17 protein-coding genes and 1 tRNA gene are annotated in these 26,211 nt (G+C 42.5%); 6 read left to right on the forward strand and 12 right to left on the reverse strand.

Features of this window, described 5'->3' with window-relative positions; all coding sequences use genetic code 11:
• Positions 1-25: 25 nt before the first annotated feature.
• The 4 genes from DBR32_RS07300 to DBR32_RS07315 form a co-directional block, all read right to left on the reverse strand.
• Positions 26-1,243, reverse strand: coding sequence for a hypothetical protein (locus DBR32_RS07300; protein WP_124635630.1), 1,218 nt, complete (start codon positions 1,241-1,243; stop codon positions 26-28).
• A gap of 5 nt (positions 1,244-1,248) precedes the next feature.
• Entirely contained in the window at positions 1,249-1,620 is a 372-nt protein-coding gene (locus DBR32_RS07305) for a BlaI/MecI/CopY family transcriptional regulator (RefSeq protein WP_124635631.1), read from the reverse strand.
• Positions 1,621-1,811: 191 nt separating this feature from the next.
• Positions 1,812-4,661: a carbamoyl-phosphate synthase large subunit gene (carB, locus tag DBR32_RS07310; protein ID WP_124635632.1), complete on the reverse strand. Its 2,850-nt coding sequence runs from the start codon at positions 4,659-4,661 to the stop codon at positions 1,812-1,814.
• 564 nt (positions 4,662-5,225) lie between these two features.
• Positions 5,226-6,110, reverse strand: a complete 885-nt coding sequence (locus DBR32_RS07315; RefSeq protein ID WP_124635633.1) for a nucleoside phosphorylase — start codon at positions 6,108-6,110, stop codon at positions 5,226-5,228.
• Positions 6,111-6,188: 78 nt separating this feature from the next.
• Here DBR32_RS07315 and DBR32_RS07320 point away from each other — a divergent pair.
• The 3 genes from DBR32_RS07320 to DBR32_RS07330 all read left to right on the forward strand — a co-directional run bounded on the left by DBR32_RS07320 (position 6,189) and on the right by DBR32_RS07330 (position 7,413).
• Positions 6,189-6,259, forward strand: a tRNA-Cys gene (locus DBR32_RS07320).
• An 87-nt stretch (positions 6,260-6,346) separates the two neighbouring features.
• Positions 6,347-6,808, forward strand: a complete 462-nt coding sequence (gene smpB / locus DBR32_RS07325) for an SsrA-binding protein (RefSeq protein ID WP_124635634.1) — start codon at positions 6,347-6,349, stop codon at positions 6,806-6,808.
• A 155-nt stretch (positions 6,809-6,963) separates the two neighbouring features.
• On the forward strand, positions 6,964-7,413 hold the full coding sequence (locus tag DBR32_RS07330; RefSeq protein ID WP_124635635.1) for a hypothetical protein: 450 nt from the start codon (positions 6,964-6,966) through the stop codon (positions 7,411-7,413).
• Positions 7,414-7,492: 79 nt separating this feature from the next.
• Here the strand turns inward: DBR32_RS07330 and DBR32_RS07335 are convergent, their stop codons facing one another.
• Positions 7,493-7,960: a hypothetical protein gene (locus tag DBR32_RS07335; protein WP_124635636.1), complete on the reverse strand. Its 468-nt coding sequence runs from the start codon at positions 7,958-7,960 to the stop codon at positions 7,493-7,495.
• A 272-nt stretch (positions 7,961-8,232) separates the two neighbouring features.
• Between DBR32_RS07335 and guaB the strand changes: the two genes are divergently transcribed.
• A complete protein-coding gene (gene guaB, locus DBR32_RS07340; protein ID WP_124635637.1) occupies positions 8,233-9,705 on the forward strand; it encodes an IMP dehydrogenase in 1,473 nt (490 codons plus the stop codon).
• Positions 9,706-9,803: 98 nt separating this feature from the next.
• The gene (locus DBR32_RS07345) at positions 9,804-11,165 is read left to right on the forward strand and encodes an energy transducer TonB (protein ID WP_124635638.1); all 1,362 of its coding nucleotides are present in this window, start codon (positions 9,804-9,806) and stop codon (positions 11,163-11,165) included.
• Between the two features lie 82 nt (positions 11,166-11,247).
• Here DBR32_RS07345 and DBR32_RS07350 read toward each other — a convergent pair whose 3' ends face one another.
• The 3 genes from DBR32_RS07350 to DBR32_RS07360 all read right to left on the reverse strand — a co-directional run bounded on the left by DBR32_RS07350 (position 11,248) and on the right by DBR32_RS07360 (position 16,386).
• Positions 11,248-13,041, reverse strand: coding sequence for a DEAD/DEAH box helicase (locus DBR32_RS07350; RefSeq protein WP_124635639.1), 1,794 nt, complete (start codon positions 13,039-13,041; stop codon positions 11,248-11,250).
• A gap of 117 nt (positions 13,042-13,158) precedes the next feature.
• A complete protein-coding gene (locus DBR32_RS07355; protein ID WP_124635640.1) occupies positions 13,159-14,280 on the reverse strand; it encodes a glycosyltransferase family 1 protein in 1,122 nt (373 codons plus the stop codon).
• 402 nt (positions 14,281-14,682) lie between these two features.
• Positions 14,683-16,386: an RluA family pseudouridine synthase gene (locus DBR32_RS07360; protein ID WP_124635641.1), complete on the reverse strand. Its 1,704-nt coding sequence runs from the start codon at positions 16,384-16,386 to the stop codon at positions 14,683-14,685.
• Positions 16,387-16,511: 125 nt separating this feature from the next.
• On the opposite strand from DBR32_RS07360, the gene DBR32_RS07365 reads away from it, so the two are divergent.
• Positions 16,512-19,847 (forward strand): zinc-dependent metalloprotease, encoded by a 3,336-nt coding sequence (locus tag DBR32_RS07365; protein WP_124635642.1) that lies wholly within the window; start codon positions 16,512-16,514, stop codon positions 19,845-19,847.
• Positions 19,848-19,932: 85 nt separating this feature from the next.
• On the opposite strand, the gene clpB is transcribed toward DBR32_RS07365, so the two are convergent.
• The 4 genes from clpB to DBR32_RS07385 all read right to left on the reverse strand — a co-directional run bounded on the left by clpB (position 19,933) and on the right by DBR32_RS07385 (position 26,182).
• Positions 19,933-22,545, reverse strand: a complete 2,613-nt coding sequence (gene clpB, locus DBR32_RS07370; protein WP_124635643.1) for an ATP-dependent chaperone ClpB — start codon at positions 22,543-22,545, stop codon at positions 19,933-19,935.
• A 176-nt stretch (positions 22,546-22,721) separates the two neighbouring features.
• Positions 22,722-24,029, reverse strand: coding sequence for a 3-phosphoshikimate 1-carboxyvinyltransferase (gene aroA / locus DBR32_RS07375; RefSeq protein WP_124635644.1), 1,308 nt, complete (start codon positions 24,027-24,029; stop codon positions 22,722-22,724).
• A 46-nt stretch (positions 24,030-24,075) separates the two neighbouring features.
• Positions 24,076-25,095, reverse strand: coding sequence for a 3-dehydroquinate synthase family protein (locus tag DBR32_RS07380; RefSeq protein ID WP_124635645.1), 1,020 nt, complete (start codon positions 25,093-25,095; stop codon positions 24,076-24,078).
• 13 nt (positions 25,096-25,108) lie between these two features.
• Complete coding sequence (locus DBR32_RS07385; protein WP_124635646.1) at positions 25,109-26,182, reverse strand: chorismate mutase; 1,074 nt, start codon at positions 26,180-26,182, stop codon at positions 25,109-25,111.
• Positions 26,183-26,211: the final 29 nt, after the last annotated feature.

Genomic DNA, 26,211 nt, shown 5'->3' on the forward strand with positions numbered 1-26,211 from the left:
GCCTATGCATCGCGTTTTTTGATTTTTACTCCGATTTGAAAGATATGGGTACAGTAAAATAAGTCCTTACAGCTTTCCCATTTTGTTTTCCGGGTGTCCAGGCGGGCATATCCGACACTACCTTTATCGCAGATTCTTTGAGTGCTGTCACAAGTACCTCATCTAAGGGTATCTGTTCATTCTTATTGGCAAACTGCTGATATTTCACATTGCTGATGGATCCGTCTTTCTCCACAATATATTGAATATAGAACTTACAATCATATTGTCTTCCCTTAGCAATTTCCGGGAGCTTCAGATTTTTCACAATATAATCCTGCCATTCGTATCCTGCGCGGGGCGCCTCTTCTACTGAACGGAAGACAGGGTCTTTGGTCTCGGCCACAATAGCGGTCTCCGTAGCACGCGCCTTGCTCTGTATGGTAATGCCTGCCAGGAATAAGCCACTAAATAAAATAACGGCTCCGGCTTTTCTGATCCGGCTTGTCCGGGATGTATTGTATAACATCATAATTCTGCGTTTTATAGGATGAGTAAAAAAAGAATGATAAGTAGGTACAGATAATGTATTAAAGCCTTGCTGCGCCAGCAAATGCGCATAGGAAGCTGTATCAGACGCGGCACGCTGATCTGCATGAAACTCGTGAATCAATAGCAGCTCTTTCCTGACTAGGGGCAATATCAGGTTAAAAAATCCAAAGCATTGCAGAAGTCCTATACCAAGAATATCATAGGAATGCTTCAGGTCCACATGAGCCTTTTCATGCCGGATAATATCAGGATGTACCGCGCTCTCCGGAAGCAAAATATACCTCAGGAAACTCCCCGGAGCGATACCCTGCCGATAGATCATTCTGTACGTTCCTTCTTGCTGGTATCCCGCAATACGAACCAATTTATAAAATCGCAACAAATAAGCGATAAAACGGATCATCAAAACCGAAACGGTCAGGCCATACACAACCGCTATTATACTGGTGCCCGTCCCTGAGGCGGTAGCCTTGCTGCCCGTGATCATTGTTTCCGACAATACAAAAGCCATATTTTCCCTGTAGACAGTACTGTGCCGGATAAACTCCGGCCAGGACACAAGGGGTAATACATAGGGAAGTATTGCCGTAGTGCACAAATATACCCTGCTCCACCGAAACGCATTCTGGTTGCGCAGGCATATCCAGTACACCAGGGTCATTATCAACGCGTACACATTTACCTGTACCAGATATTGAAGAATCATTTCCATGATCATTATTTTTTATGTTTATCCAGTTCTTTCTGTATTTGCTCCATATCCTTTAAGGACAATTTATCTTCCGATACAAAGGCCGAAAACATACGGGTAAAAGATCCTCCGAAATAATTCCGGACCACCTGCATAATGCTATCCTTACTATAGTCAGTCTTGGGCACAAGTGGGTGATAGATATTTGTCTTACCTACCTGTTTAAAGGATACGAAATTTTTATCTACTAGAATTTTCAATACAGTACTGACGGTATTATAATGCGGTTTTGGCACCTCAAAAAAATCAAGTATTTGGTGCGTGGTACCGGCTTCGATTTCCCACAAGGCCTGCATCACCTGCTCTTCAGCCTTCGTTAGATTTTTAAAATCACTCATATAATTAATTACAACTATTTTTTTAGTTCGTAAAACAAATGTAAAACTAAAAACTTAGTTTTAAAACTATTTTTTTAGTTTTCCCAATTTAAGCATGGGTAGCGTAGTTATTTTCCGCTGCGCAAACGGGCATAATAAAAGAGCTATCCTTGTGAGGACAGCCCTTTTATTATATTATATTAAAGCAATAACTACCTACTTAAGTGCATGCTTCTTTCTTTGTATAGTGTTCTGAAATAAGGATCACGCAGGTCTTTTATAAAACGGATTGCTTCTCCAGTACTCTTCATTTCGGGACCTAATTCTTTATTTACATTAGGGAATTTATTAAAGCTGAATACCGGTTCTTTGATGGCATAACCTTCCAGTTTTTTCTCAATCGTAAAGTCTTTCAGTTTATTCTCACCCAGCATTACTTTGGTGGCAATGTTTAAGAACGGCACTCCATAAGCTTTGGCAATAAATGGTGTGGTACGGCTTGCACGAGGATTAGCCTCGATCACAAATACCCGACCGTCTTTAATCGCATATTGGATATTGATCAGACCTTTTACATTCAGTTTCAAGGCAATCTTTTTCGCGATATCAATCATCTCTTCTACTTCCAGTTTGCCTAGGTTGAACACCGGTAGTACAGAGTGGCTGTCACCGCTGTGGATACCTGCAGGTTCAATATGCTCCATAATACCCATAATGTGTACTTCTTCACCATCACAAATCGCATCAATTTCAGCCTCCTGACAACGATCCAGAAAATGATCGATCAAAATGGTATTGCCTGGTAAGATTTTCAATAAGCTAACTACGCTTTCTTCCAACTCTTCATCATTAATTACAATCCGCATGGCTTGCCCGCCTAATACATAAGAAGGACGTACTAAAACCGGGTAACCTACTTCATTGGCCACTTCCATGGCATCATCCGTAGTGAAAGCCGTACCATATTTTGGATAAGGAATTTTTAATTCTTTCAGTAAATCAGAGAAACGGCCACGATCTTCTGCAATATCCATATCGTTAAACGAAGTTCCAATGATTTTTATGCCTTTGGCATCAAGGCGTTTCGCCAGCTTCAAAGCCGTTTGTCCTCCTAACTGTACAATAACGCCTTCCGGTTTTTCATGTTCAATGATCTCCCAGATATGCTCCCAGTATACGGGTTCGAAATATAATTTATCTGCTATATCAAAATCGGTAGAAACGGTCTCGGGATTACAATTGATCATAATCGCTTCGTAACCACATTCTTTAATCGCTAACAATCCATGGGTACAACAGTAGTCAAATTCAATGCCCTGGCCAATACGGTTAGGACCGGAACCTAATACAATAATTTTCTTTTTATCGGAAACCTTGGATTCATTTTGAAGATGCTCGTGGGCCGAAGACACCGGCTTTTCTTCAAAAGTGCTATAGAAATAAGGGGTTTTCGCTTCAAATTCGGCGCTACAAGTATCTACCATTTTGAATACCCTGGTCACCCCCAGTTCTTTTCTTCTTTCGTAGACCTCATCTGGCGTACAGTCATTGATCAGATCAGCAATTTGCTCATCACTAAAGCCCATTTTTTTGGCTTCAAATAACATAGACTCCGGTAAACCTTGCAGGTGCTTATATTCTTTTATTTTTTGTTCCAGCGTTACAATTTCCTGAATCTGGTACAGGAACCAACGATCGATATGCGTTAGCTCACGTAAGGTTTTGATAGAAATACCTACTTCCAAAGCTTCTTTAAGCCTGAAAATACGATCCCAAGTAGGGCGTTTCAAATATTCTTTCAATTCTTCCGGGCGCATTCTGCTACGGCTGATTGAGGTCAGTCCGGTGGCATTATTTTCCAAACTCTGACAGGCTTTTTGCAATGCTTCCGGGAATGTTCTTCCGATCGACATTACTTCACCCACAGATTTCATTTGTAAACCTAAAGTATCATCTGCTCCCTTGAATTTATCAAAATTCCAACGAGGCATTTTTACGATTACATAATCCAATGCCGGTTCGAAATAGGCAGAAGTCGTTTGTGTAATCTGATTTTGCAATTCATCTAAATGATAGCCTACCGACAGTTTTGCAGCAATCTTAGCAATAGGATAACCCGTCGCTTTAGAGGCTAATGCAGAGGAGCGGCTTACACGGGGATTGATTTCGATCGCAATGATCTCTTCGGTCTCGGGGTTCAAGGCAAACTGCACATTACACCCTCCGGCAAAGTTGCCCAGGTTACGCATCATATCTACAGCTGTATTCCGCATCAATTGGAATGCCGTATCACTCAAAGTCATTGCAGGTGCGACTGTAATGCTATCGCCGGTATGAATACCCATAGGGTCAAAATTCTCTACCGTACAAATGATAACCACATTATCTGCCGAATCTCTGAGCAGCTCCAGCTCAAATTCTTTCCAGCCTAAAACGGCTTTCTCTACTAATACTTCATGTATGGGAGATGCTTTCAAACCTGCATCTAAAGCAGCTTCCAGCTCATCTTTATGTTTTACGAATCCGCCTCCGGAACCCCCAAGGGTAAATGAAGGACGAATCACTAAGGGAATTCCGATTTCCTGGGCAAACTCTTTACCTTCCAGCATAGAATTGGCAACCCTTGCCGGTGCCACCGGGATGTTCATTTCGATCATCCACTCGCGGAACAAGTCTCTGTCTTCAGCTTTGTCGATGGCTTTAATATCTACACCAATCAACCGAACCTTATATTGCTCCCAAATACCCAGCTCTTCTACCTCTTTACACAAGTTCAATGCGGTTTGTCCACCCATCGTCGGCAAAACGGCATCAATGTCGTTTTCTTTCAAGATCTGCTCGATACTTTCTGCATTAAGGGGCAGAAGATATACTTTATCCGCAACGATAGGATCTGTCATGATCGTTGCCGGGTTACTGTTGATTAAGGTAACTTTGATTCCTTCTTCTCTTAAACTTCTGGCGGCCTGCGAACCGGAGTAGTCAAACTCACATGCCTGACCGATGACAATGGGACCGGAGCCAATAATTAAAACAGATTTGATGGAAGTGTCTAAAGGCATTTTATATTTATTTTTTTTATTTATTTGAATCGGGATAGGCCGGCCGATCATGTATCTTATTCAGGTAAGGTATAGATACAAAAAATCGGGCTTGCGCCCGAAGTGCAAATTTAGCGCAATTATGTTTGCCGTACAAGTATTAATTCTTAAAAACTATAAACAAAAATCCAGAGCGCCTTGCGCTCTGGATTTCCATAATACAAGATCGCTGTGCATAGCCCTTTCGGAACAAGGTCGCATCAGCCTTGTACGTTTTGATGGTTTTATTCGGCAATGCTATCTTAATATAATAATTGCACACTCCCTTAAGGCTGTTTTGTCCATTATAGGTACTATCCTAACCTTTCAGCGGATTCATAGTACTGAATATTTGCCGGCCCCAACGATTATTGATTTCAAAACACAGTTATCGTGAGCCGTATATACGACAATTGAGCAGCAAAAATGTATCGTACTTCATTAAGGATGCTCATTATGCCGAAGCGTAAAAGGGTACGTAAAATACACATGGATCTGGTTTAAAGCAGATCCATGTGTATACTTTTATAAGAGAAGTTTATTTTTTTAATTAATCAACAAAGCCAATGATTTTTCGATCATCCGTTCAACAGACAAGGCACCATCTTTCGTAAATTCTTTCGTTTGCCTGTTGGCAATAATGGTGTTAATGGATAAACATTGATGTCCCATTAAGCGTCCTAAACCATAAATCGCGGAGGTCTCCATCTCGAAATTAGAAATCCGGTGTTCTCCGCATTGGAAGGAAGATAAGGAATCGATTAAGTGTGGGAAAGCCGGGCTTAACCGGATCTGCCTGCCCTGTGGCGCATAAAACCCCGGACAAGTCACCGTAATCCCGTGAATATACCCTTCCCGCTTTGGAAATTTATTCAGCAGATGGATAGCGCTTTCTACCATATAAGGTTTAATCGCTGAGGTTTCTAAACGGGTATGCTTTATAAAAGCGTCTTTGATAAAAGCAACTTCCGCATTTTCTTCATAGTTGTAATAATGCAATAAGTTATCCAGGCCGATTCCGAAGGTACCCACGACTAAACTATCTACGGCAATATCGGCTTGCAGTGCACCGGAAGTGCCCATGCGTACAATCTCCAGGCTGGTATGCGCTTCTTTAGGCAAGCGGGTATTAAAATCAACATTGACCAATGCATCAAGTTCATTTAAAGTAATGTCTATATTATCCGGACCAATTCCGGTGGAGACAACGCTGATGCGCTTTTGACCGATATACCCTGTATGGGTTACAAATTCGCGATGTTCTTTTTTGTGTTCTATACGATCAAAGTATTTAGAGATGGTCGCGACGCGGCCCGGGTCTCCTACGGTGATCACAGTTTGTGCCAGCTCTTCCGGATGCACATCTAGGTGGTAGATACATCCTTTGTCTGTTATAATCAATTCAGAAGCGCCAATTGGGTTTGTTTGCATATGAAAGCCTGAAAATATTTTTTTGAATATTAAACAATAAAATTTACCTTTGCTGTCCTTTAAATCGCAATGCGAACTGGTACCGTGGCCGAGAGGTTAGGCAGAGCTCTGCAAAAGCTTCTACAGCGGTTCGAATCCGTTCGGTACCTCAGCAAAAGTACAGAAAGCATCACAGAAATTTGTGATGCTTTCTTTTTTTATTTCTTAATTTTGATAGGATCGTGAATTGGTAAAAGATGAGCAAACATAGTAAACAACCCAAAGTATATATAAAGAACAAACCGGTAACTTTTGAATATGCCATTGAAGAGAAGTTGACTGCAGGAATTATGCTGACCGGTTCTGAAATAAAATCGGTACGTTTAAGTAAGGTAAGCTTTAATGATAGTTATTGTTTCTTTCATAAAGGAGAATTATGGATCAAGAGTTTGCATATTGCCCAATATGTAAATGCCGGCTATGTAGGCCATGATCCCACGAGAGAACGGAAATTGTTACTAAATAAAAAAGAGCTCAAAAAGTGGGCGCAGAAAATCAAAGAAAAAGGCTTCACGATTGTACCGCTTTCTATGTTCATTAACGAAAACGGATATGCAAAAATGGATATCGGATTAGGAAAAGGTAAAAAACTACATGACAAGCGGGAAAGCATCAAAACAAGAGATGTGGAACGTAGCCTTAAAAACAAGGATTGGTAGTTTTTTTTGAATTATATGTTAACGCATATATTATGTTATATGGTTTTATTACTTTTGTAATAGGATTATATAGACTATTCTTATAGCCCATTAAACTATAGCAATAGTTTATACTCTAAACAACCGGTATTAAAAACAAATAAAAAATAGAAATTATGAAAAAAATCCGCATTATTGCTTCAGCAGCTTTATTGACCTTGACGGCATTCGGTGCCACAACCTTAACTTCTTGTACAAAAGATTGTGAAATTGGTTACGAAGGTTCTGATTGTAAAACATTAAGCCGTACTAAATTCATTGGCGACTGGAAAGGAGCTGATGCTTGTAATTCAGGAAACTACAACATCACTTTAAAAGTTTCTCCTTCTTCTACTAATGAAATTAGCGCCTTAGTGACTAACGCTGGTGGTTTCGGAACAAGTGTAATCATTACAGGTACTGTAACGTCTACAAACACTATTTCTTTCACAAACCAAGATGTTACCGGCGGAAGAAGCCTGAGTGGCACTATGACTGCTAACGGCAACAGCTTATCATTCTCTTACACTGTTACGCCTTCTGTTGGTGTTACAGATGCATGTACTGGTACTTATACAAAATTGTAATCTAAGTACTCATTTTCTTTAATGAAGGAAGGGCTTGCAAATTAAATTTGCAAGCCCTTCCTTTATTTTATCTTATTGATTAATTAGCACCTGGTCTGTCAGATACTGATTTTTTCTCATTACCTTTTGTAGCACCTGCTCTGTCTGAGGTTCCTTTTGGTTCATTGTTATTAGAAGAACCCGGTCTGTAATCCGTGCTGCCTTTATCTACTGGCTTAGTCGTAACAGGAGGTTGTTTGTTTCCTGGTTTAGTCGTACTTGGCTTAGTTACTACAGGTTTTGCTTTTCCACCTGTTTTCACATTAGCAGCTGCTGCGGCTGTTGCAGCTTGTGCGGCAGCTAAGGAATCTGCTGCTGCTTTTCTTAATAAAGAGTCTTTTTGCATTGCAGTTGCAGCGGCGATAGAATCTTCTGCTGCTTTTTTCATAGAATCAACTTGCGCTTGCGTAAAAGTTGTTGCTGCATTTTCTACAGGCTTATCGTCACCACATGAAGTGATAGAGAAAGCTCCTGCAACTACTGCTAAGATTAAAATATGCTTTTTCATTGTTTATGATTTAATTGTTTTTAAATTTAGTTCGTTACAAAGATATTATTCAAAAATCAAACTTTCTATAAAAAATAGTATACAGTATGTTAAGCCCGACACTTTAAGCAGGCAATCTGATACCCTTTATGCCTAAATCGTCAAAAAGTAACCTACCGGGTTCCTATTTATATAACACTAGGATGCAAAAACGGCACGGAATGCATAAAAATTTAACAAGAAGACAAAATATTAATTTTTGAAAAAAAGAATTCTTAATCCTATCTTTGCATATGGCAGCAAAATCTAATAAATTTTACGGCGAAGGATTAACATTTGACGATGTCCTCTTAGTGCCGGCTTATTCAGAAGTACTTCCGAGAGAAGTAAACATTTCCACAAAACTTACCAAAACAATTACGCTTAATACGCCCATCGTATCGGCCGCTATGGATACCGTTACGGAGGCGCATCTTGCTATTGCATTGGCCAGAGAAGGTGGCTTAGGTATTCTACATAAGAATATGAGTATTGAAAAGCAAGCCGAGCAGGTACGTAAGGTCAAGCGTTCGGAAAGCGGACTGATTCTAGACCCGATTACCCTACACCCTGACCAAACAATCGGAGATGCTTTAAAAGTAATGCGGGACAATAAAATCGGCGGTATTCCGATTGTAGACAGCGCTCATAAACTTATTGGTATCCTTACCAACAGAGATCTTCGCTTTGAAAAAAATGTAAAAAAGAAAGTATCTGAAGTCATGACTGCCAGTAGCCTGGTAACCGCTCCCAGCGGCACAACCCTACAAAAAGCAGAAAAAATATTACAACAACATAAAATTGAGAAACTACCTATTGTTGATAAATCCGGACAACTCATCGGACTAATCACCTTTAGGGATATCCTCCAATATAAAAGCCATCCCAATTCCTGCAAAGACGAATTTGGCCGTTTACTGGCCGGCGCTGCGGTGGGCGTTACGGCAGACATTCTGGATCGTGTAGAAGCTTTAGTGCAATCGGGTGTAGATGTTATCACACTGGATAGTGCCCACGGACATTCTAAAGGTATCCTGGATGCCGTACGACTGGTTAAGAAAAACTTTAAGAACCTTCCTGTTATCGGTGGCAATATTGCGACTGCAGCAGGTGCCCTGGCACTGGCAGAGGCTGGAGCAGATGCTGTAAAAGTAGGTATCGGCCCCGGTTCTATCTGTACGACACGTATCGTTACCGGTATTGGTGCACCACAACTCACTGCTGTTATGGAAGCGGCAGAGGCCTTGAAGAAAAAAGGCATTCCGGTGATTGCCGATGGTGGAATCCGCTACACGGGCGACATGGTAAAGGCAATTGCTGCCGGTGCTTCCTGCATTATGGCCGGTTCAGTATTTGCCGGTACGGAAGAAAGCCCCGGGGATACCATTATATATGAAGGCAGAAAATTCAAAACCTATCGCGGTATGGGTTCTCTCGATGCCATGCAGGACGGATCTAAAGACCGTTATTTCCAGGATGCAGAAGATGATGTAAAAAAACTGGTTCCGGAAGGGATTGTTGGTCGTGTACCATACAAAGGCACGGTAAGTGAAGTCGTACAACAATTTGTCGGTGGCTTAAAAGCCGGTATGGGTTACTGCGGAACGCCAACCATTAAAAAATTACAAGACGATGCACAGTTTATCCGCATTACCAGTGCGAGTATGGCAGAAAGCCATCCACACGGTGTAGTGATAACTAAAGAAGCACCTAATTACAGCCGTTAGTCCTTACCGGATAATAACGAAACATAAACAAAAGAGCTTGCCTGAAATATTAGGCAGGCTCTTTCGTTTTTTATACTTTTAAGCCAAAATTAATCCGCATGCATTATTCATACAAGATATTGGGGCTGTTACTGTTATTCATCTCCATAAGTACGCAGGCACAAAAGCGCAAAGACTATTACCCCGACGGGAAACTCGCTTTTGAAGGCAAATACACCTACGCCTGGAGTGAGATGGAACGATACGAAGTTGAAAACTTCTCCAAAGACCAAGAAAGAAACCTTTCCCGGCGTCGACGTTCTGATATAGATGAGATAGACCAGTATATCAACCTTTTTCCGGAAAGACAATATGAAGGCACCTGTAAATTTTATGCTCCGGACGGATCGCTTGCCTTTTCCGGAAACTATAAACATGGTATCAAAGAAGGAAAATTTATCCTTTACTACCCTTCCGGAAAAATAAAATCAATACGCTACTACGAAGATGGCATGGCTGCGAATACGTGGGAATATTGGGACGAATACGGTAACCCTACTGCCCTTCATTCCTATAGGCCCATACCCGAAACAATATTATCTGATATCGATCGCGAAGCCTATCTGAGCATGTTGGTCAATAAGAATGGCAATTCTGCTTCCAGCAAAAATCGCAAAGGAGAAAAGTATGTAGATTCTGTATACCGGTCTTTCTTTAAATCAGACAAGTCGACCGTTTATCGCACGCCTATTACGGAAGGACATAGCTCCCGTATTTCCGTTTTCCGGGATTATATTGAAGAAAATGTATACCACCGTACGTTTAAACATGGTGTATTTAAAACCTGGGAACTCAAGCAACCCAAAATGGAGTTTTCCTTTGAAGATAACCAACCCAGTGGCACCTGGAAGCTTTGGGAAAATGGCAAACTGGTGTATGAAATGACCTTTGTACAACACAAAGTAAGCGCTGCAAAAGACTATGTACATCCTGACAATGACTATTCGGAAGAAAGATACCGTAGAAAAAAATATGACGATTCTTTACAGGCGGCCGATAATTACACCGGCCGTTACGCAAGCGGCGATCCGGATGCGATTGATCCGGGCATGAGCGGTATGGGTGTAGTAGAAGCCCCACCACCCTCGCGCGTACCAAATGGGACGGAAACCTTTACTTCTGTTGAGCAAATGCCAGAATTTCCGGGCGGTGCAAACGCAATGAACCAATTCTTGCAGAAAAACATTCGCTATCCGAAAGAAGCCGTAGAAGCAAAAATACAGGGTAAAGTATTCCTGAAATTTGTAGTGACAGAAATGGGAGAGATTACAAATGTAACCGTTGTGCGCAGTGTAGATAGAATACTGGATAGAGAGGCGCTCCGCGTAGTTAAAAGTATGCCTAAATGGAAGCCGGGAAAACAAAATGGCAAGAGTGTACGGGTATATTATACATTGCCCATATCCTTTAAAATGCAATAAAGGGGACGGACTAAAGTAAGCTCATAAAAAAATGGTTGCCATCAGATGGCAACCATTTTTTTTATGAGCTTACTAAATTCAATTAATTATTGAATGGTTTTCTTGCTTTGGGGCCACGCTTATCCGCGTAGTCACCTTTTGGCTTGCTTCGGTCATAAGAGTTGCCTCTGCTGTAACCACCGCCACTACCGCCATCGCGACGACCACCGCCACCGCCATAACCGCCGCCACCATATCCACCGCCGCTTCTATTTCCGCCGCCGCCAAATGAAGGCTTATTATCAGCTTCCTCTACACGTACTTTTCTATCGTTGTACTTGCGGGAAGTGATGTTTGCAGAAATATACTCTAAAGCATCAGCTGGTATGTTGAAGAAACTGCTTAACTCTCTTACAGTGATTTTAGTAACCAGGTTACCATCAAAATCAGTTTGATCCGTAATGAATTGAATCAGTTTTTGCGTGTTGATACCATCTTTAGTTCCTAAGTTGATAAACAATCTTACAGAACCATCTCTGTTTGCACTGCGCTCACTTGATTTTTGCTCGTATCCAGAATTTAAATCCGGAGCATCTTCATAAGAAGCAACAGTATCTTTCAATTGCAACCATAACAGGCGTTGGATCAGGTCTTCTTTATCGATTCCCTCAAAACGCTCGCTGATGGCTTTGCTCATTTTTTCGCTGAAATGAGTTTGTCCTTCTGCCTGCTCGATCTTCTCCATGAAATAGAATAAACGCTTACGCACTACTTCATTTCCATCAGGAATATCTGTTTTGTTGAATTTAGTTTTTGCAATACGCTCTACCTGGCGAATCTTACCGATGTCTCTAGGGGTAACGATAGACATACAGATACCGGATTTACCGGCACGTGCTGTACGGCCACTACGGTGCGTATAGCTTTCTACATCTTCTGGTAATTCGTAGTTGATTACGTGTGTAATATCATTTACGTCAATACCACGCGCGGCAACATCTGTAGCCACAATCGCCTGCAACATTTTACGTTTGAAGCGATCCATTACTTTGGTACGCATCTTTTGATCCATATCACCATGCAATGGGCTTACATGATATCCTTCACGCATCAGCTTTTCAGAAATATCTTGTGCATCTTGCTTGGTACGGGTAAAGATAATACCATAAATATCCGGAGCAAAGTCCAATAAACGCTTCAGGGTATCATAACGGTGATGTGCACTGGTTACAAAATACTGATGATCGATATTTTCGTTTGTTACGTTTTCTCTCGCTACCGCAATTTCCTTAGGATTTTGCATGAAGCGCTTCGCAATGCGTCTTACGTCATTGTTCATTGTCGCAGAAAATAACCATGAGGCTTCTTTCTTCTCTGCATTTTTAAGGATGAAATCAATATCGTCACGGAAACCCATGTTCAACATTTCATCTGCTTCATCCAATACCACCGTTTTCACGTGGTCTAAATTAATTACGCCACGCTCCATTAAATCCATCAAACGGCCTGGAGTAGCCACGATGATGTGCGGACGACGTTTGATATCTCTGATTTGCGCGCCGATTGGTGTACCACCATAAACAGCTACGATTCCTACTCCACTCAGAAATTTACTATATTTCACAAATTCTTCTTGAATTTGCATACACAATTCCCTTGTAGGACTTAATACTAAAGCTTGAATTTCACCAAGTCCCTCTTCTATGCGGTTCAGCAAAGGAAGTCCAAATGCCGCGGTTTTACCTGTCCCTGTTTGTGCCAGAGCGGTAATGTCAATGTTCTCGCGAACCAAAAGTGGGATTGTTTGCTCCTGAATTGGGGATGGTGTTTCAAATCCAATTGCCTTAACAGCTTGTACAAGCTCCTCTTTTAATCCGAATTGTTCGAATGTAATCATTACTGTTTTTTGAAATAAGCTGCAAAGGTACGTTAATTATGTGGTAAGCACTATTTTTATATATTTATTACATATTTATAACATAAATAAAACAATAATGGCCGCACTTTTACCCATTCAGACTAATGTCTGGTATACTTGCATTGTATGTGCCGCAAAATCTTTGAGAGAGAATTTCTGAGCAAAGGTTAGCCCTTTTTCAATTTGTGCTTGCCGGAAATCTTCGTCATCCCATAAGGCGGCAATATGCTGCGCCAAAGCAAAGTCATCATCCGGTCTTACATATAAACTATCCGGCCCGCCGGCTTCTTCCAGGCAACTTCCGGTCGCAGCAATAACGGGCACCCCACTTTTAAGGGCTTCTATAACAGGAATACCAAAACCTTCGAAGATACTGGGATAAACGAAGATACTCGCCAACTGGTATAATACCGGCAAATCATCAAAACTTACCTGTGGCAGCATCCAAACCCGGTTTTCTAAATGGTGTTCCTTAATATACGCTTCAATCTTTTTTTGATACTCCGTAGGCTTACCCACCAAAACAACATTTACCTCTTTAGGCAGATGCAATAAGGATTTCAAGAGGAGCAATGCATTTTTACGGGCTTCGAGGGTACCAACACAAAGGATAAAGCGCTCGGGTAAATGATATTTTTGTGAAATTTCTTTTTTACAGACTTCCGATACGCTTCGCTCAAATACAGGGTTACAGGTTTGGTATACTACTGTAATCTTTTCAGCAGGCACTTGCAGATAGGAGATAAGGTCTTGCTTTGTTTGTTCGCTGATGGCAATAATCATGTCTGCTTTTTCACAGGCAGCACGTGTTTTGTAGCCATATATTTTTCTATCCATAGCCGGATAGAGTTCGGGAAAGCGCAGGAAAATAAGATCGTGTATGGTGACTACATATGGCACGCCTTTGGGTTTGGTCCCTGCCGGCAACTCTGCACTTAAACCGTGGTAAAGCTGCACCCCTTTCTTATGTAATAAAGAAGGCACGCGGAATGTACGCCAAAAGGAGGATAAGAATTTAGTACGGGCTTGTACCACCCGGACACTCTTCATGTCAAACGCTTCGTCAAATAAAGAAGGTTTTCCTTCCAACAAGGGTGTAAATAACTGGTACTGGTGCTGGGGAAAGTATTGATGCAGGGCTTCAATCAGCGACCGGCTGTAATTGCCCAATCCCGTACGATTTTTAAACGCCCGCTTTGCATCAAACCCGATTTTCATAGCATCAAAAGTACGCTAATTTTCTTTTTAATTACGGAGCAAGGCCTGCTAAAAAAGCGCGTACATCCTGCTGCCATTGTTCTTTGTACTGATTCCAGTAGTTTTCATGCCCGGCTAATGGATAAGCATTTAATATTTATTGAGTATCCGCTTTTAGGAAACAAGGACTTTCTTTATTCTTTTGGTTTCCATTTATAGCAACTGCTACCTTTTGCCTTGATGCAAAAGGTAGCGCCAAAAAATCAAGGCTTTATAAATCCTTGGCTAAAAATCAATGCACGGAATGCAGCAAAATCGCGATGCACCGCAATCACCTTAATAAAAACAGGCATTTTTAGTCCTGTTATTGCCACAAAAGGACAAACAAAACGGTTGCCTAAATGCGGATTTCATATAATATTTTTAAAATTCGGGATCGGCTTGAAAAGAAATTTTTTGTTTGGTCGACGGATGCCGGATTTCCAGGTATTCCGCATGCAGGTGTAAACGATCTGCTTTTGTACCATAAAGATCATCTCCTACAATAGGCGTATTCAGCCCCATAATATGTGCCGCATGTACCCTTAACTGGTGGGTGCGCCCGGTGATGGGGTAAAAATAAACCCTGGTTTTATTGCCTTCTACTGCAATCACCTTCCATTTGGTTTTAGCGGCTTTGCCATGTTCGGGACAGACCAGCTGAAAGGGCCGGTTATCAAAGTCTACCCTTAAGGGCAGGTCAATTATGCCTTCGGATTGCGGCAATATGCCGTTCAACAGGGCCACATACCGCTTCTGGATCACTTTTTTGATAAACTGATTTTGAATATAATGATAAGCCTCTTTTGTTTTGGCCGCAATCAGTAAGCCGGAAGTAGACATATCTAAACGATGTACAAGCAAAGGCCCCGTAGCTTCCGGGTAGCGCTTTTGCAATACCCGTAATACGGAATCATCTATATTTATACCAGGCACGGAAAGAAACTCTGCAGGTTTGTTCACGACCACAATATGGTCATCTTCGTAAATAGTGGCAATCGCTGCACCCAGATCTTCCTGTACCAACATCGGATTATCATCCATCTCAACGTCTTCGAGCATGTGTGCCAAAATAGGCTCGCATTTCCCTTTACAGGCCGGATAAAAGTATTGGTGTTTCCTGATTTCGGAAACCGGTGATTGCCCCCACCAGAATTCAGCCATAGCTAAAGGTTTCATCCCATGCAGGAATGCATATTGCAGTAATTTAGGTGTGGCACACTCCCCCGCTCCTGCCGGTGGCTTATCATAGGGCTCTCGGTCAAAAATGGATCGTACGTTTTTATACTCCCCTTGCTTATTAATAAAATTATACTGATCAAAAAGCCGTTCCTGCAGTGCTGCAGATGCTTGCTTTCTGGATTCTTTAAGCCGGTTTATGACTTCCCGGTGTTGATCGACTGCTATGGTTAACAGGTTTATTTTATCTTTCCAGACTTGAACACAATGCTTTAATTGCGCATTATCGGAAAGGCTTTGCCTGATCAGTTCCGCACATAATTCTTCATAGTCGGATGATGCCAATACCCGTTTTTCCGTTTCCCTAAGGAATTTGCGGGCTGCTTTCTTTTCTTTCAGGCGGAAACGCAGCAGTGCAATGTCGCGTTCAGAGGCATCTTGCTCCTGTCGCAAGGCCGCTACGGCATCCTGATAAGTGGTATCACTTTCCAAGGCCGCTATTTGAAGGGTAACCTGATGAATCTCTTTTTCGCCTACTACAAAAAAACTATTGTCCTGTAGCATATCAAAAATAGGAGGTACAAAACGAGGCAAGGTATTACTATTGGCTAATTTACCGGAAAAAGCAGCAAGGTAACCGATCGCTCCGTCAGCCTTTTCCACTAATAAAACGCCAAACATTTTCCCGATTACTAATCCGGATTGCCCTTCCTGTAACCCAAAATTATGCTCCCAGTCTTGCTGTGTACTCAGATATTGTTGCAATGCCGCAACAGCCTCCAAACATAAAGGATGCGGTTCATAATAAAAGGGGAATGTAAATTTCTGTGGCAACTCACTGCTGTCAATTATTCTGGCAAAAGGAACAAAACAATTTTCCTCACCCAAAACAGACCGATCCTCATGCATAATAATCCAGGCAAAATGATAAAATGCAAAATTATAGAAAACTAAATAAATAACGCTGTTAAAGAGACATCCGAAATGTTATAAAACATACTTAGCTTTACATTTCATTAACAACCACTCTCTCTATGCGCAAACATATACTATTCAATACGGCATTACTTTGTTTGAGCCTATATACCTCCTCTTCCTTTGCTAAAGAATTGAAGTTTTACCAACCGCAAACCAACGTAGCTTCATTTGCCGCACCGATTACAAAAGAGCTGAGCAATTATCGCGTATTGCGGCAGGATATTGCGACAATACAATCTTTTGTGCAAAGCGTACAGCAACGATATCAAAGTGACAATTTTAGCGCGACCATATCTATTCCTCTGCTGGACGGAACGGAAGCCACTTTTATCATCAGTAATAGCAACATCCTTTCCAAATCATTTCTGGATATACATACCAATATTCTTTCCTTTAAAGGAATATCGGCAGACGGGAAAAGGACCATACGCCTTACCTTATCACCCTTAGGTATGATGGGAAGTGTACATACTGCAGGCCAATCGGGTGTAGAGTATTTTGCCCCCGCCGACCTGAAACAACCGGAAAACCTAATCGTCTATGCGGCCAAAGATATGCAGGCGCACACCGCTGCTGCTGTTTGCGGTACGGATGGCAGCAGCTTTTCAGACCCTTCAGATTTGCGGCGGCTGACCGCCTTTCTCCCCTCTTCTCAGTTGAGAACCTACCGGCTGGCCATAGCCGCAACAGGAGAGTATACCACATGGGCCGGCAACCAAACAAATGCGCTGTCCCTGATCACCAATTCTGTAAATAATATCGATGCCATATATGAGCGCGATTGTACCATACATTTTACTTTAGTCACCAGCAATTCGGTTATTTATCCCGATGCAACCACAGATCCATACACAACGGTTTCGTTTCCGTCCAGTGCTACACTAACAGAAAATAATAATGCTTTAAATACAAATATCGGCAGTGCCAATTACGATGTGGGTGTGGTATTCGGATATGGCTGGTCGGGAGGGTTAGCCAATCTGAATGCCACCTGTACAACAAACAAAGGAAAAGGTTCCGGTGGATTAAGCAGTAGCTTCAGTACAGGATCTTCAGGGCCGGTTTTTGACATTATGATTGCTCATGAGATCGGACACCAGTTTTCGGCAACCCATACTATGGCTGCTAACAATGGGAGTTGCAACGGAAATGTAACCGGTAGCAGTGGCTGGGAACCCGGTGGCGGTTCTACGATTATGGCCTATGCCGGTTCGTGTACCGGAAACGCCTATCAAAATAATTCGGACGACTATTTCCACGGCGGCTCGCTCGCACAGATCGCAAGCTTTATCACCTCAGGGAGTGGCAATACCTGCCCTGTGCTCAGCAACAGCGGGAATACTACCCCAACGGCGACGGTAGCCGCGAGTAGTTACACCATACCTCATAGTACCCCGTTTAAACTGTCGCTGAATGCCACTGATCCTGATCCAAGCAACCTGCTCACTTATACTTGGGAGCAAATGGATGCTATAGGAGGAACGGGTACTGCTATAACACCCGGCGCAACGGCGACTTCCGGTCCTTTATTTCGCTCTTATACTCCTAAAAGTAATCCAAACCGGTATTTCCCAAGCCTAAGTGTTTTAACCGGCAATATGTCCGGCACTTATGAAGTCTTACCGACCGTAGTACGGACTATGAATTTTAGAGGTACGGTAAGAGACAATCATTCAGGAGCAGGCAGCGCGGCCTATGCCAATGTAGCCGTCAATACGCTGAACTGCGGCGCATTTGAATTTACCAATATGAGTAGCAATACCGCTTTAGTGGCCAATGGAACGAATACGGTAACCCTTACCTGGAATACCGCGGTGACTTGTGTGCCTATGGCTAACATTAAGATTTCCTTCTCTACCGATGGGGGACAAACATTTCCTTATACCATACTGAGCAGCACTCCTAATGACGGGAGCGAAACGATCGTTGTACCCAGTTTGCCAACGTGCTCGGGACGTTTCATGATCGAATCGATAGGCAATATTTATTTCAACATTAACAGAGCGGATATCAGTATTACTTCCCCAAGTCTTGCCAACGGAACGTCTATCAGTCCAGATAACACGGTAAATGCAACACCGGGCAGTGCAAGCCTTAATCTCTCTATCGCGCCGGCGTATGGCACGACCATTAACCCGACCATTACCGGTACTATCAGTACGGCTTCTCCAGCAGGTAATTTATCGTTCTACAATCCAAATACCCTAAGTTGTAACGGGCCAAGCAATTCGAACCGTTATCAGCTACTGGAATTTACACCTTCCGTTTCGGGCACATACTCGTTTACCAAAACAAACTCCGGAAGTGCTGTATTAAATCTTTACAAAACAGCTTACAACAGTGGGAATGTATGTGAAAATTTTCTGGCTTCCTCTGCAAGCATGAATGCATCCAATGATGGTGTGATCCTGAGCAATACCGTGAGCGCACAACTATGTGCTAATCAGAAATACCAGCTGCAGACGGCTACATTTAGCAACGGCAGCGTTGCGCTGCCCTACAACTATAGCATTACGATGACCCCTCCTTCAGGCGGAAGTATCAGCAGCGGCATTACCAATCCCCCGGGATATAATTATATGTTTTCTATTGTTAATAATGGAACAGGAAACATTGTTCGCATCAGTAGTACTCCCGATCTGAGTAACGCTAATACTTTTCCTGCCGGTGCTTATACCGTTTCGGGACTTTCTGCTAATAATACTGCTGCGGCCTTAAATAGTACTTATGCGGGTACTCCCTTTAATAGCTTTAACACCGCCATACTCAATCAATCAGGCGGCTTGTATGCGCAACTCTCTTCCAATCAAAAATCTGTAAATATTGCAGCAGCCTTACCGATACGCCTTCTCGCTTTTGAAGCCATAAAAACCAATGCGCATCATGCATTATTAAGCTGGAAAATAATGGAGGATCAATTAGTGTCTGGTTATACAATAGAACGCAGTACGGATGGCGCCCATTTTGACCGCACAGGGTACGTTATTGCGCAAAAAAATCCTGCAGTAACACAAGACTATAACTTTACGGATGAACAATTTGCTATGCTTAGTGGTAAGGTATATTATCGCCTCCGTATCGAAGGAAAGGATCAAAGCATCCAGTATTCGGACATTGTAATCCTTCGCAACGATGATTTGAAACACACAGTAGGGATTTATCCTAATCCGGTAAAAGATGGTTTACATATAACCTTTGACCATCCTTTGGCTAAAACCTATACCATCGCGATCATTGATGTGTTGGGGAAAACCTTATGGCAGGAACACTATCAGAAACCGGCGCAGAACACAGCGCTTATCATTCCGGTAAGTCAATTTAGCGCAGGAATGTACTATATTAATGTTCACGAGGGAAGCGAGGTGACTACCCAAAAATTCATCACGGAATAAATATTTATGCTGAATAAAGAATAGGGCAGGTCAAAATTTCGACCTGCCCTATTCTTTATAAATAACCTTATCCTAAGATTTATAACTACACTTCTTCGTTACGCATCACCACTGTTCTGTCAAATACATCGATCAGTACCGGTTTCGTTTTGTCAATATCTCCGGCAATAATGTGTCGGCTCAACAGGTTGATGATCTCTTTCTGAATCAATCTTTTCAACGGTCTTGCACCATACTGCGGATCGAAACCCTGCTCTGCAAAATAGTCTACTGCATAGTCGGTAAACTTCAAGTTGATTCCTTGCTGCGCAACCCTTTCTTTAACCTCTTCAAACTGAATGCGGATAATGCCTTTGATCTCGTTTCTCAACAAGGGATGAAACATGATTATTTCATCAATACGATTCACAAATTCGGGTCTCAGTGTTTGGCGTAACATCAGTATTACATCTTCTTTGGTACGATCAAATACTTCATGGAATTTAGCATCATTGCTGCCGCTTAAGCCTTCAAAATTCTCCTGGATAATATCAGAACCCAGGTTGCTTGTCATAATAATAATCGTGTTTTTAAAGTTTACCACACGACCCTTATTATCGGTCAGGCGGCCATCATCCAGTACCTGCAACATTACATTGAATACATCGGGATGCGCTTTTTCGATCTCATCTAACAAGATCACAGAATAAGGCTTTCTCCTCACGGCTTCTGTCAGTTGCCCTCCTTCATCATAGCCCACATATCCGGGAGGTGCCCCTACCAGTCGGCTCACGCTATGCTTTTCCTGATATTCACTCATATCAATACGGGTCATCATCGAATCATCGTCAAACAAAGTTGCGGCAAGGGCTTTAGCCAATTCGGTTTTACCGACACCTGTCGTTCCCAAAAAGATGAATGATCCAATGGGTTTCTTCTCATCCTGCAAACCCGCACGGCTACGGCGTATGGCATCAGCCACCGCAGTAATTGCCTCATCTTGCCCTATTACCCTTTTATGTAATTCAGTTTCTAAATCCAGCAATTTTTCCCGCTCACTCTGCATCATTTTCTGTACCGGAATACCTGTGGCTTTGGCTACATTTTCCGCGATATCTTCCGCATCTACTTCCTCTTTCAATAATCTTCTGTCGAGTGCCAATTCATTCAAGGCATTAGTATGGGCGACCAACTCAGCTTCTTCTTCTTTCAATTTACCATACCTGATCTCTGCTACTTTACCATAATCACCATCCCGCTCGGCTTTCTCGGCATCCTGTTTCAGCACTTCTATCTGGCTTTTGGATTGCTGTATTTTCTCTACCATTTCCTTTTCGGTAGTCCACTTCGCTTTCAAGGTATCCCGTTCTACCAGCAGGTTTGCAATATTGGTATTCAGCATTTGCAATTTGACCTCATCATTTTCTCTTTTGATGGCTTCTCTTTCAATCTCCAACTGACGGATTTTACGCTCCAGTTCATCCAATTCTTCCGGCATAGAGTTCATCTCTAACTTCAGCTTGGCCGCACTTTCGTCGATCAGATCAATGGCTTTGTCGGGCAAAAAACGATCGGTGATATAACGCTGCGATAATTCTACGGCTGCAATAATCGCTTCATCTTTAATGCGTACATGGTGGTGGGTCTCATAACGATCTTTTAAACCGCGAAGAATAGAAATAGCATCTTCGGTGCTGGGTTCTTCGACCATTACTTTCTGGAATCGTCGTTCCAGGGCTTTATCTTTCTCAAAATATTTCTGGTATTCATTCAAGGTAGTTGCGCCGATAGCCCTTAGCTCTCCGCGTGCCAAGGCCGGTTTTAAAATATTGGCGGCATCCATGGCACCTTCTCCCCCACCTGCACCTACAAGGGTATGAATCTCGTCAATAAACAGGATGATCTGTCCGTCGCTGTCCGAAACCTCTTTCACTACGGCTTTCAGTCGCTCTTCAAATTCTCCTTTGTATTTAGCTCCGGCAATTAACTGCCCCATGTCGAGTGCATAGATGATTTTACTACGCAGGGTCTCTGGTACATCTCCGTTAATGATGCGGTGTGCCAGCCCTTCGACGATGGCCGTTTTACCGACACCAGGCTCTCCAATCAGGATCGGGTTATTTTTGGAACGACGCGAAAGGATGTGCAGGGTTCTGCGGATCTCTTCATCTCTTCCGATCACAGGATCTAATTTTCCCGCCTGCGCCAATTCGTTTAGATTTTTCGCATATTTTTCAAGGGAATTATAGGTGTTGTCGGATGTTTGAGAATTGACAGTACTGCCTTTTCTAAGGTCTTTAATTGCGGTGACCAGTGCCTTTTCGGTGACCCCGGCATCTTTTAAAAGTTTTGCCGTATCATCATTTCCCTGCATAATGGAAAGCAACAGGTGTTCGGGACTTACAAATTCATCTCCGAATGTCTTTAAGATTGTAGCGGTACGCAAGATGGCATTATTCACCTCTCTACTCACCGACTGAGCCGCATCCCCTCCGGTTTGCTTGGCAATACGGTTGATGCTTTCCTCCAGCTTTGTGTTGATCAGGTTCATGTTGCCATTACTTTTTTTCAACAAAAACTCGATCGGACCTTCTTTATCGTCCAGCATGGCTTTGAGTAAATGCTGCGTTTCAATATAGGCATTGCCATTATTAAACGCTACCTGCTGTGCTTGTTGCAGGGTTTCTTGTGCCTTGATCGTGAAATTATTTAAGTTCATATATAATTAGTTCTTTGCTTTTGATTTATAAAGTTAAATCCTCAAACAAAGCACCAATTATCTACAAATGTTATTTCGTCATAATTTAACACGACCACCCTGCCGAAGCGTCTGTAAGCGAATATAAAAATGGAAATATTTGCAGCTTATTGCCCTTGGATATGCAGTATTGGCATTTATGGATTTGAAATTGTTCCTTCAAATTTTATTTTATCGGCACACAAGCTGTTCAAATGTTCAAAAAAATTGGGATAAGATTTGGCTACGGCATCGGCATGGGTAATCTGAACCTCAGCAGAAGCCTTTAAAGCCATAATCCCACCTGCCATTGCTATGCGATGGTCTGCGCGGGAATCAATAATCCCTCCCGAGATGATACCTGTACCCCGTACAAGCATATAATCATCTTGTATTTCAATCAGTATGCCCAGACGTGCCATTTCTTCCTGAAGGGTTTGTGCCCGGTTACTTTCTTTGTGTAACAAACGGGAAACCCCTTCAATAACGGAGGTACCTTCTGCACAAGCGGCCAAACAGACCAGTGGTGGAAAGAGGTCGGGACAATCAGTAGCATCAAACTGAAACGGGCTTAGGGTATTATGCCGCACCCGGATAAAATCGGCTCTGATCGACAGGGTGCAGCCACAATCCTGTAAGGCTTCAAGAATCTTTTTATCGGCTTGTGTGCTGAATACATCAAGTCCCGTCACGGTGATATCTCCCCCAATTGCGGCCGCTACCAGGAAAAAAGCCGCATTACTCCAGTCCCCTTCTACTAGGGTTTGTACCTGTGTTTTGGTTTGTGCATTAGCCCCGGGAGCAAAGGTAAAGGTCTGATAATCGTTATTTACGGGCATGTTCATCCCAAACTGTTCGATCACAGAAAGTGTGATATCAATATAAGGTTTGCTCTTTAAATCTTGTACGCTTATTGTCACTTCTTCTGTTAAGGGCGCATTGGCATAAGCCAGCAGCAAACCTGTGAGCAACTGGGAAGTAATGCTGCCATCTATGGTAATATTCTGAGGGACTAAAGGCCCTTGAATTTGTATGGGGAAATGGCCCTGCTCATCCTGATAACGGACGCCAAGGCTATGCAACAGTGCCGCCACAATGTTCAAAGGTCTGTCGCGCAAAGTACCCTCTGCATTAATTTGTATACCTTTCGCAGCTGTGGCCGCAATCATACAAAACATTCTGAAGGACAAGCCGCTTTCCCCACAATGAAATGCCTGCTGCATGCGTTCGTTAGGAAAACCAGTTGAATGAATTTCCATACGCGTTTCATCAATAATGGTTACGGTTGCGCCTAATTGTTGAATGATTGCCAGCGCAGCTTTATCATCATTGGAGATTCCGTAATTTTCGATACGTGTTTTTCCGTTAAAGAGCAGCGCCGCAGCAAGTGTACGCTGGAACACACTTTTAGAAGGGGCGATTTGTACTGTTCCCTGTATAGATTGGGGCTGTATGCTGACGTTCATATTTTCCTTAAAGATTATATGCGCAATTTATCTTGTGTTTGCAGGATTATTGTTGCGCTAAAAATTGTTCAATGATATTGAAATCTGTTTGATAAATACGGGCCTGGCCTATTGTTTCTAACAGGACATAATCGACGGTTCCCTTATTCGTTTTTTTATCGGTCTTCATCAAAGACAATACCTTAACCGAATCAAAATCCATGTGTACGGGTAAATGGTATTGCTCCAGAAGTATCTTCAGGCGTTCGCTATCGTTAAAATGCAACAACTGAGCCGAGAGCTTCGCCGCAAAATACATTCCGATACTAACGGCATGACCATGCGATAATTGATATTCATTTTCTATGGCATGTGCAAGTGTGTGTCCGAAATTGAGCTGCTTCCGTTCGGCTTTTTCAAACTCATCTCCCTGTACTACGCCCACCTTCAGCATGACATTTTTATAAATAAGTGCCGATAGTAAGGATGGTTTTTCCTGAAAATCGGTCAATTTATGGGCCGCTATATGATCAAAAAGAGAAGTGCTTAAGATGGCAGCATGTTTAATAATTTCGGCAAACCCGTTAATCCACTCCTCCCTGGGCAATGTTTGTAAAAAACTATAATCATATAGAATAAATTCCGGTTGCCGGGTAAGGCCCACCATATTTTTAAACACACCGATGTCTAAACCATTCTTTCCTCCTATAGCTGCATCAACCATACCCAGTATACTGGTCGGCAGAAAACCGAAACGAATACCTCGCTTATAAATACCCGCTAGAAATCCGGTAAAATCGGTCACCACACCCCCTCCAATCCCGACCAAAAAAGACTGCCGGTCTGCTTGTAAGGTCAATAATTGCAACACGGCATTTTCCAGAACAGAGAAACTTTTTGCACTTTCTCCGGCGGGAATCACGATTGTTTTTTTGTTGGCAAACAACTTAGGATATAGCGCAAATAAATGACTATCCGTGAGCAGGATCATTTCCTCCTCCTCCACAATATCTTTAAGATGCGCCCAGGAAGCCTCGAAGTAAAATTGTGTGGCAGCCTGTGAAAAAGCAATAGATTCAGTATGCATAAGGTGTTTTGTTTTATATTTTTTTGTCATTCATCACCATATCCTGGTGTTTGATGCTTTCTAAATGAATGGCATCAAAATACTGAATGATGAATTCTTTGCTTAATCCTAATGATTCTCCCTTAGAACACAGGCGATCCAGAATTTCCTTCCAACGGTTTACTTGCAAAATCGTCACATCATTTTCTTTTTTATACTTACCAATCTCTTCTACCAATTGCATCCTGTTGGCCAGCAGCTCAATAATTTCGTTATCCAGCTGATTGATCTGTGTTCTGTATTTGAGTAAGATAGCATGCAGCTCTTCGGTGGGAATGTCTTCTTTTCTCCAGACAATCTGGGATAAGATATTGACCAGGCCATCGGGAGTTACCTGTTGCTTTGCATCACTCCAGGCATGGTCCGGATCAATGTGTGCCTCTATCATCACCCCATCGTAGCGCAAGTCCATGGCTTTTTGAATGGTCTCCTGCAGCATATGCCTGTTGCCACATATATGAGAGGGATCTATAATGAAAGGAACATCGCCACAACGGCGTTTCATTTCCAATGCAAGGTGCCACATGGGGGCATTGCGATAGGTGGTGTTTCCATAATGGGAAAATCCGCGATGAATTAATCCGATTTGTTCATTCCCCGTTTTGAGTATCCGTTCGTAAGCACCCAGCCACAATTCGACATCCGCATTGATCGGGTTCTTGATGTATATGGGTACCTTCACATTTTGCAGGGCGTCTGCCACTTCCTGAACACTAAAGGGATTCACTGTAGTACGCGCACCAATCCAGAGTACATCAATATCATGCTTTAAGGCTTCTTCCGCCTGCTTGGCATTCGCAATTTCAACTGCCATAGGCAGTCCGGTTAGGGCTTTTGCTTCCTGTAACCAGGCTAAACCCACTGTACCTACACCTTCAAAACTGCCGGGGCGGGTACGCGGTTTCCAGATACCTGCTCTGAAAACATCTACTTTGCCGGTCTCTTTAAGGTCTATAGCTGTCTGTAAGACCTGCTCTTTTGTTTCTGCACTGCAAGGACCGGATATGATTAAGGGTCTTTTCGCTAAAATATGATCTATGTTATTCACTTTCAATTATTTATCTTTTTTCTTCTGTT

Source organism: Taibaiella sp. KBW10, assembly GCF_003852495.1.
Classification (GTDB): Bacteria; Bacteroidota; Bacteroidia; order Chitinophagales; family Chitinophagaceae; genus Edaphocola.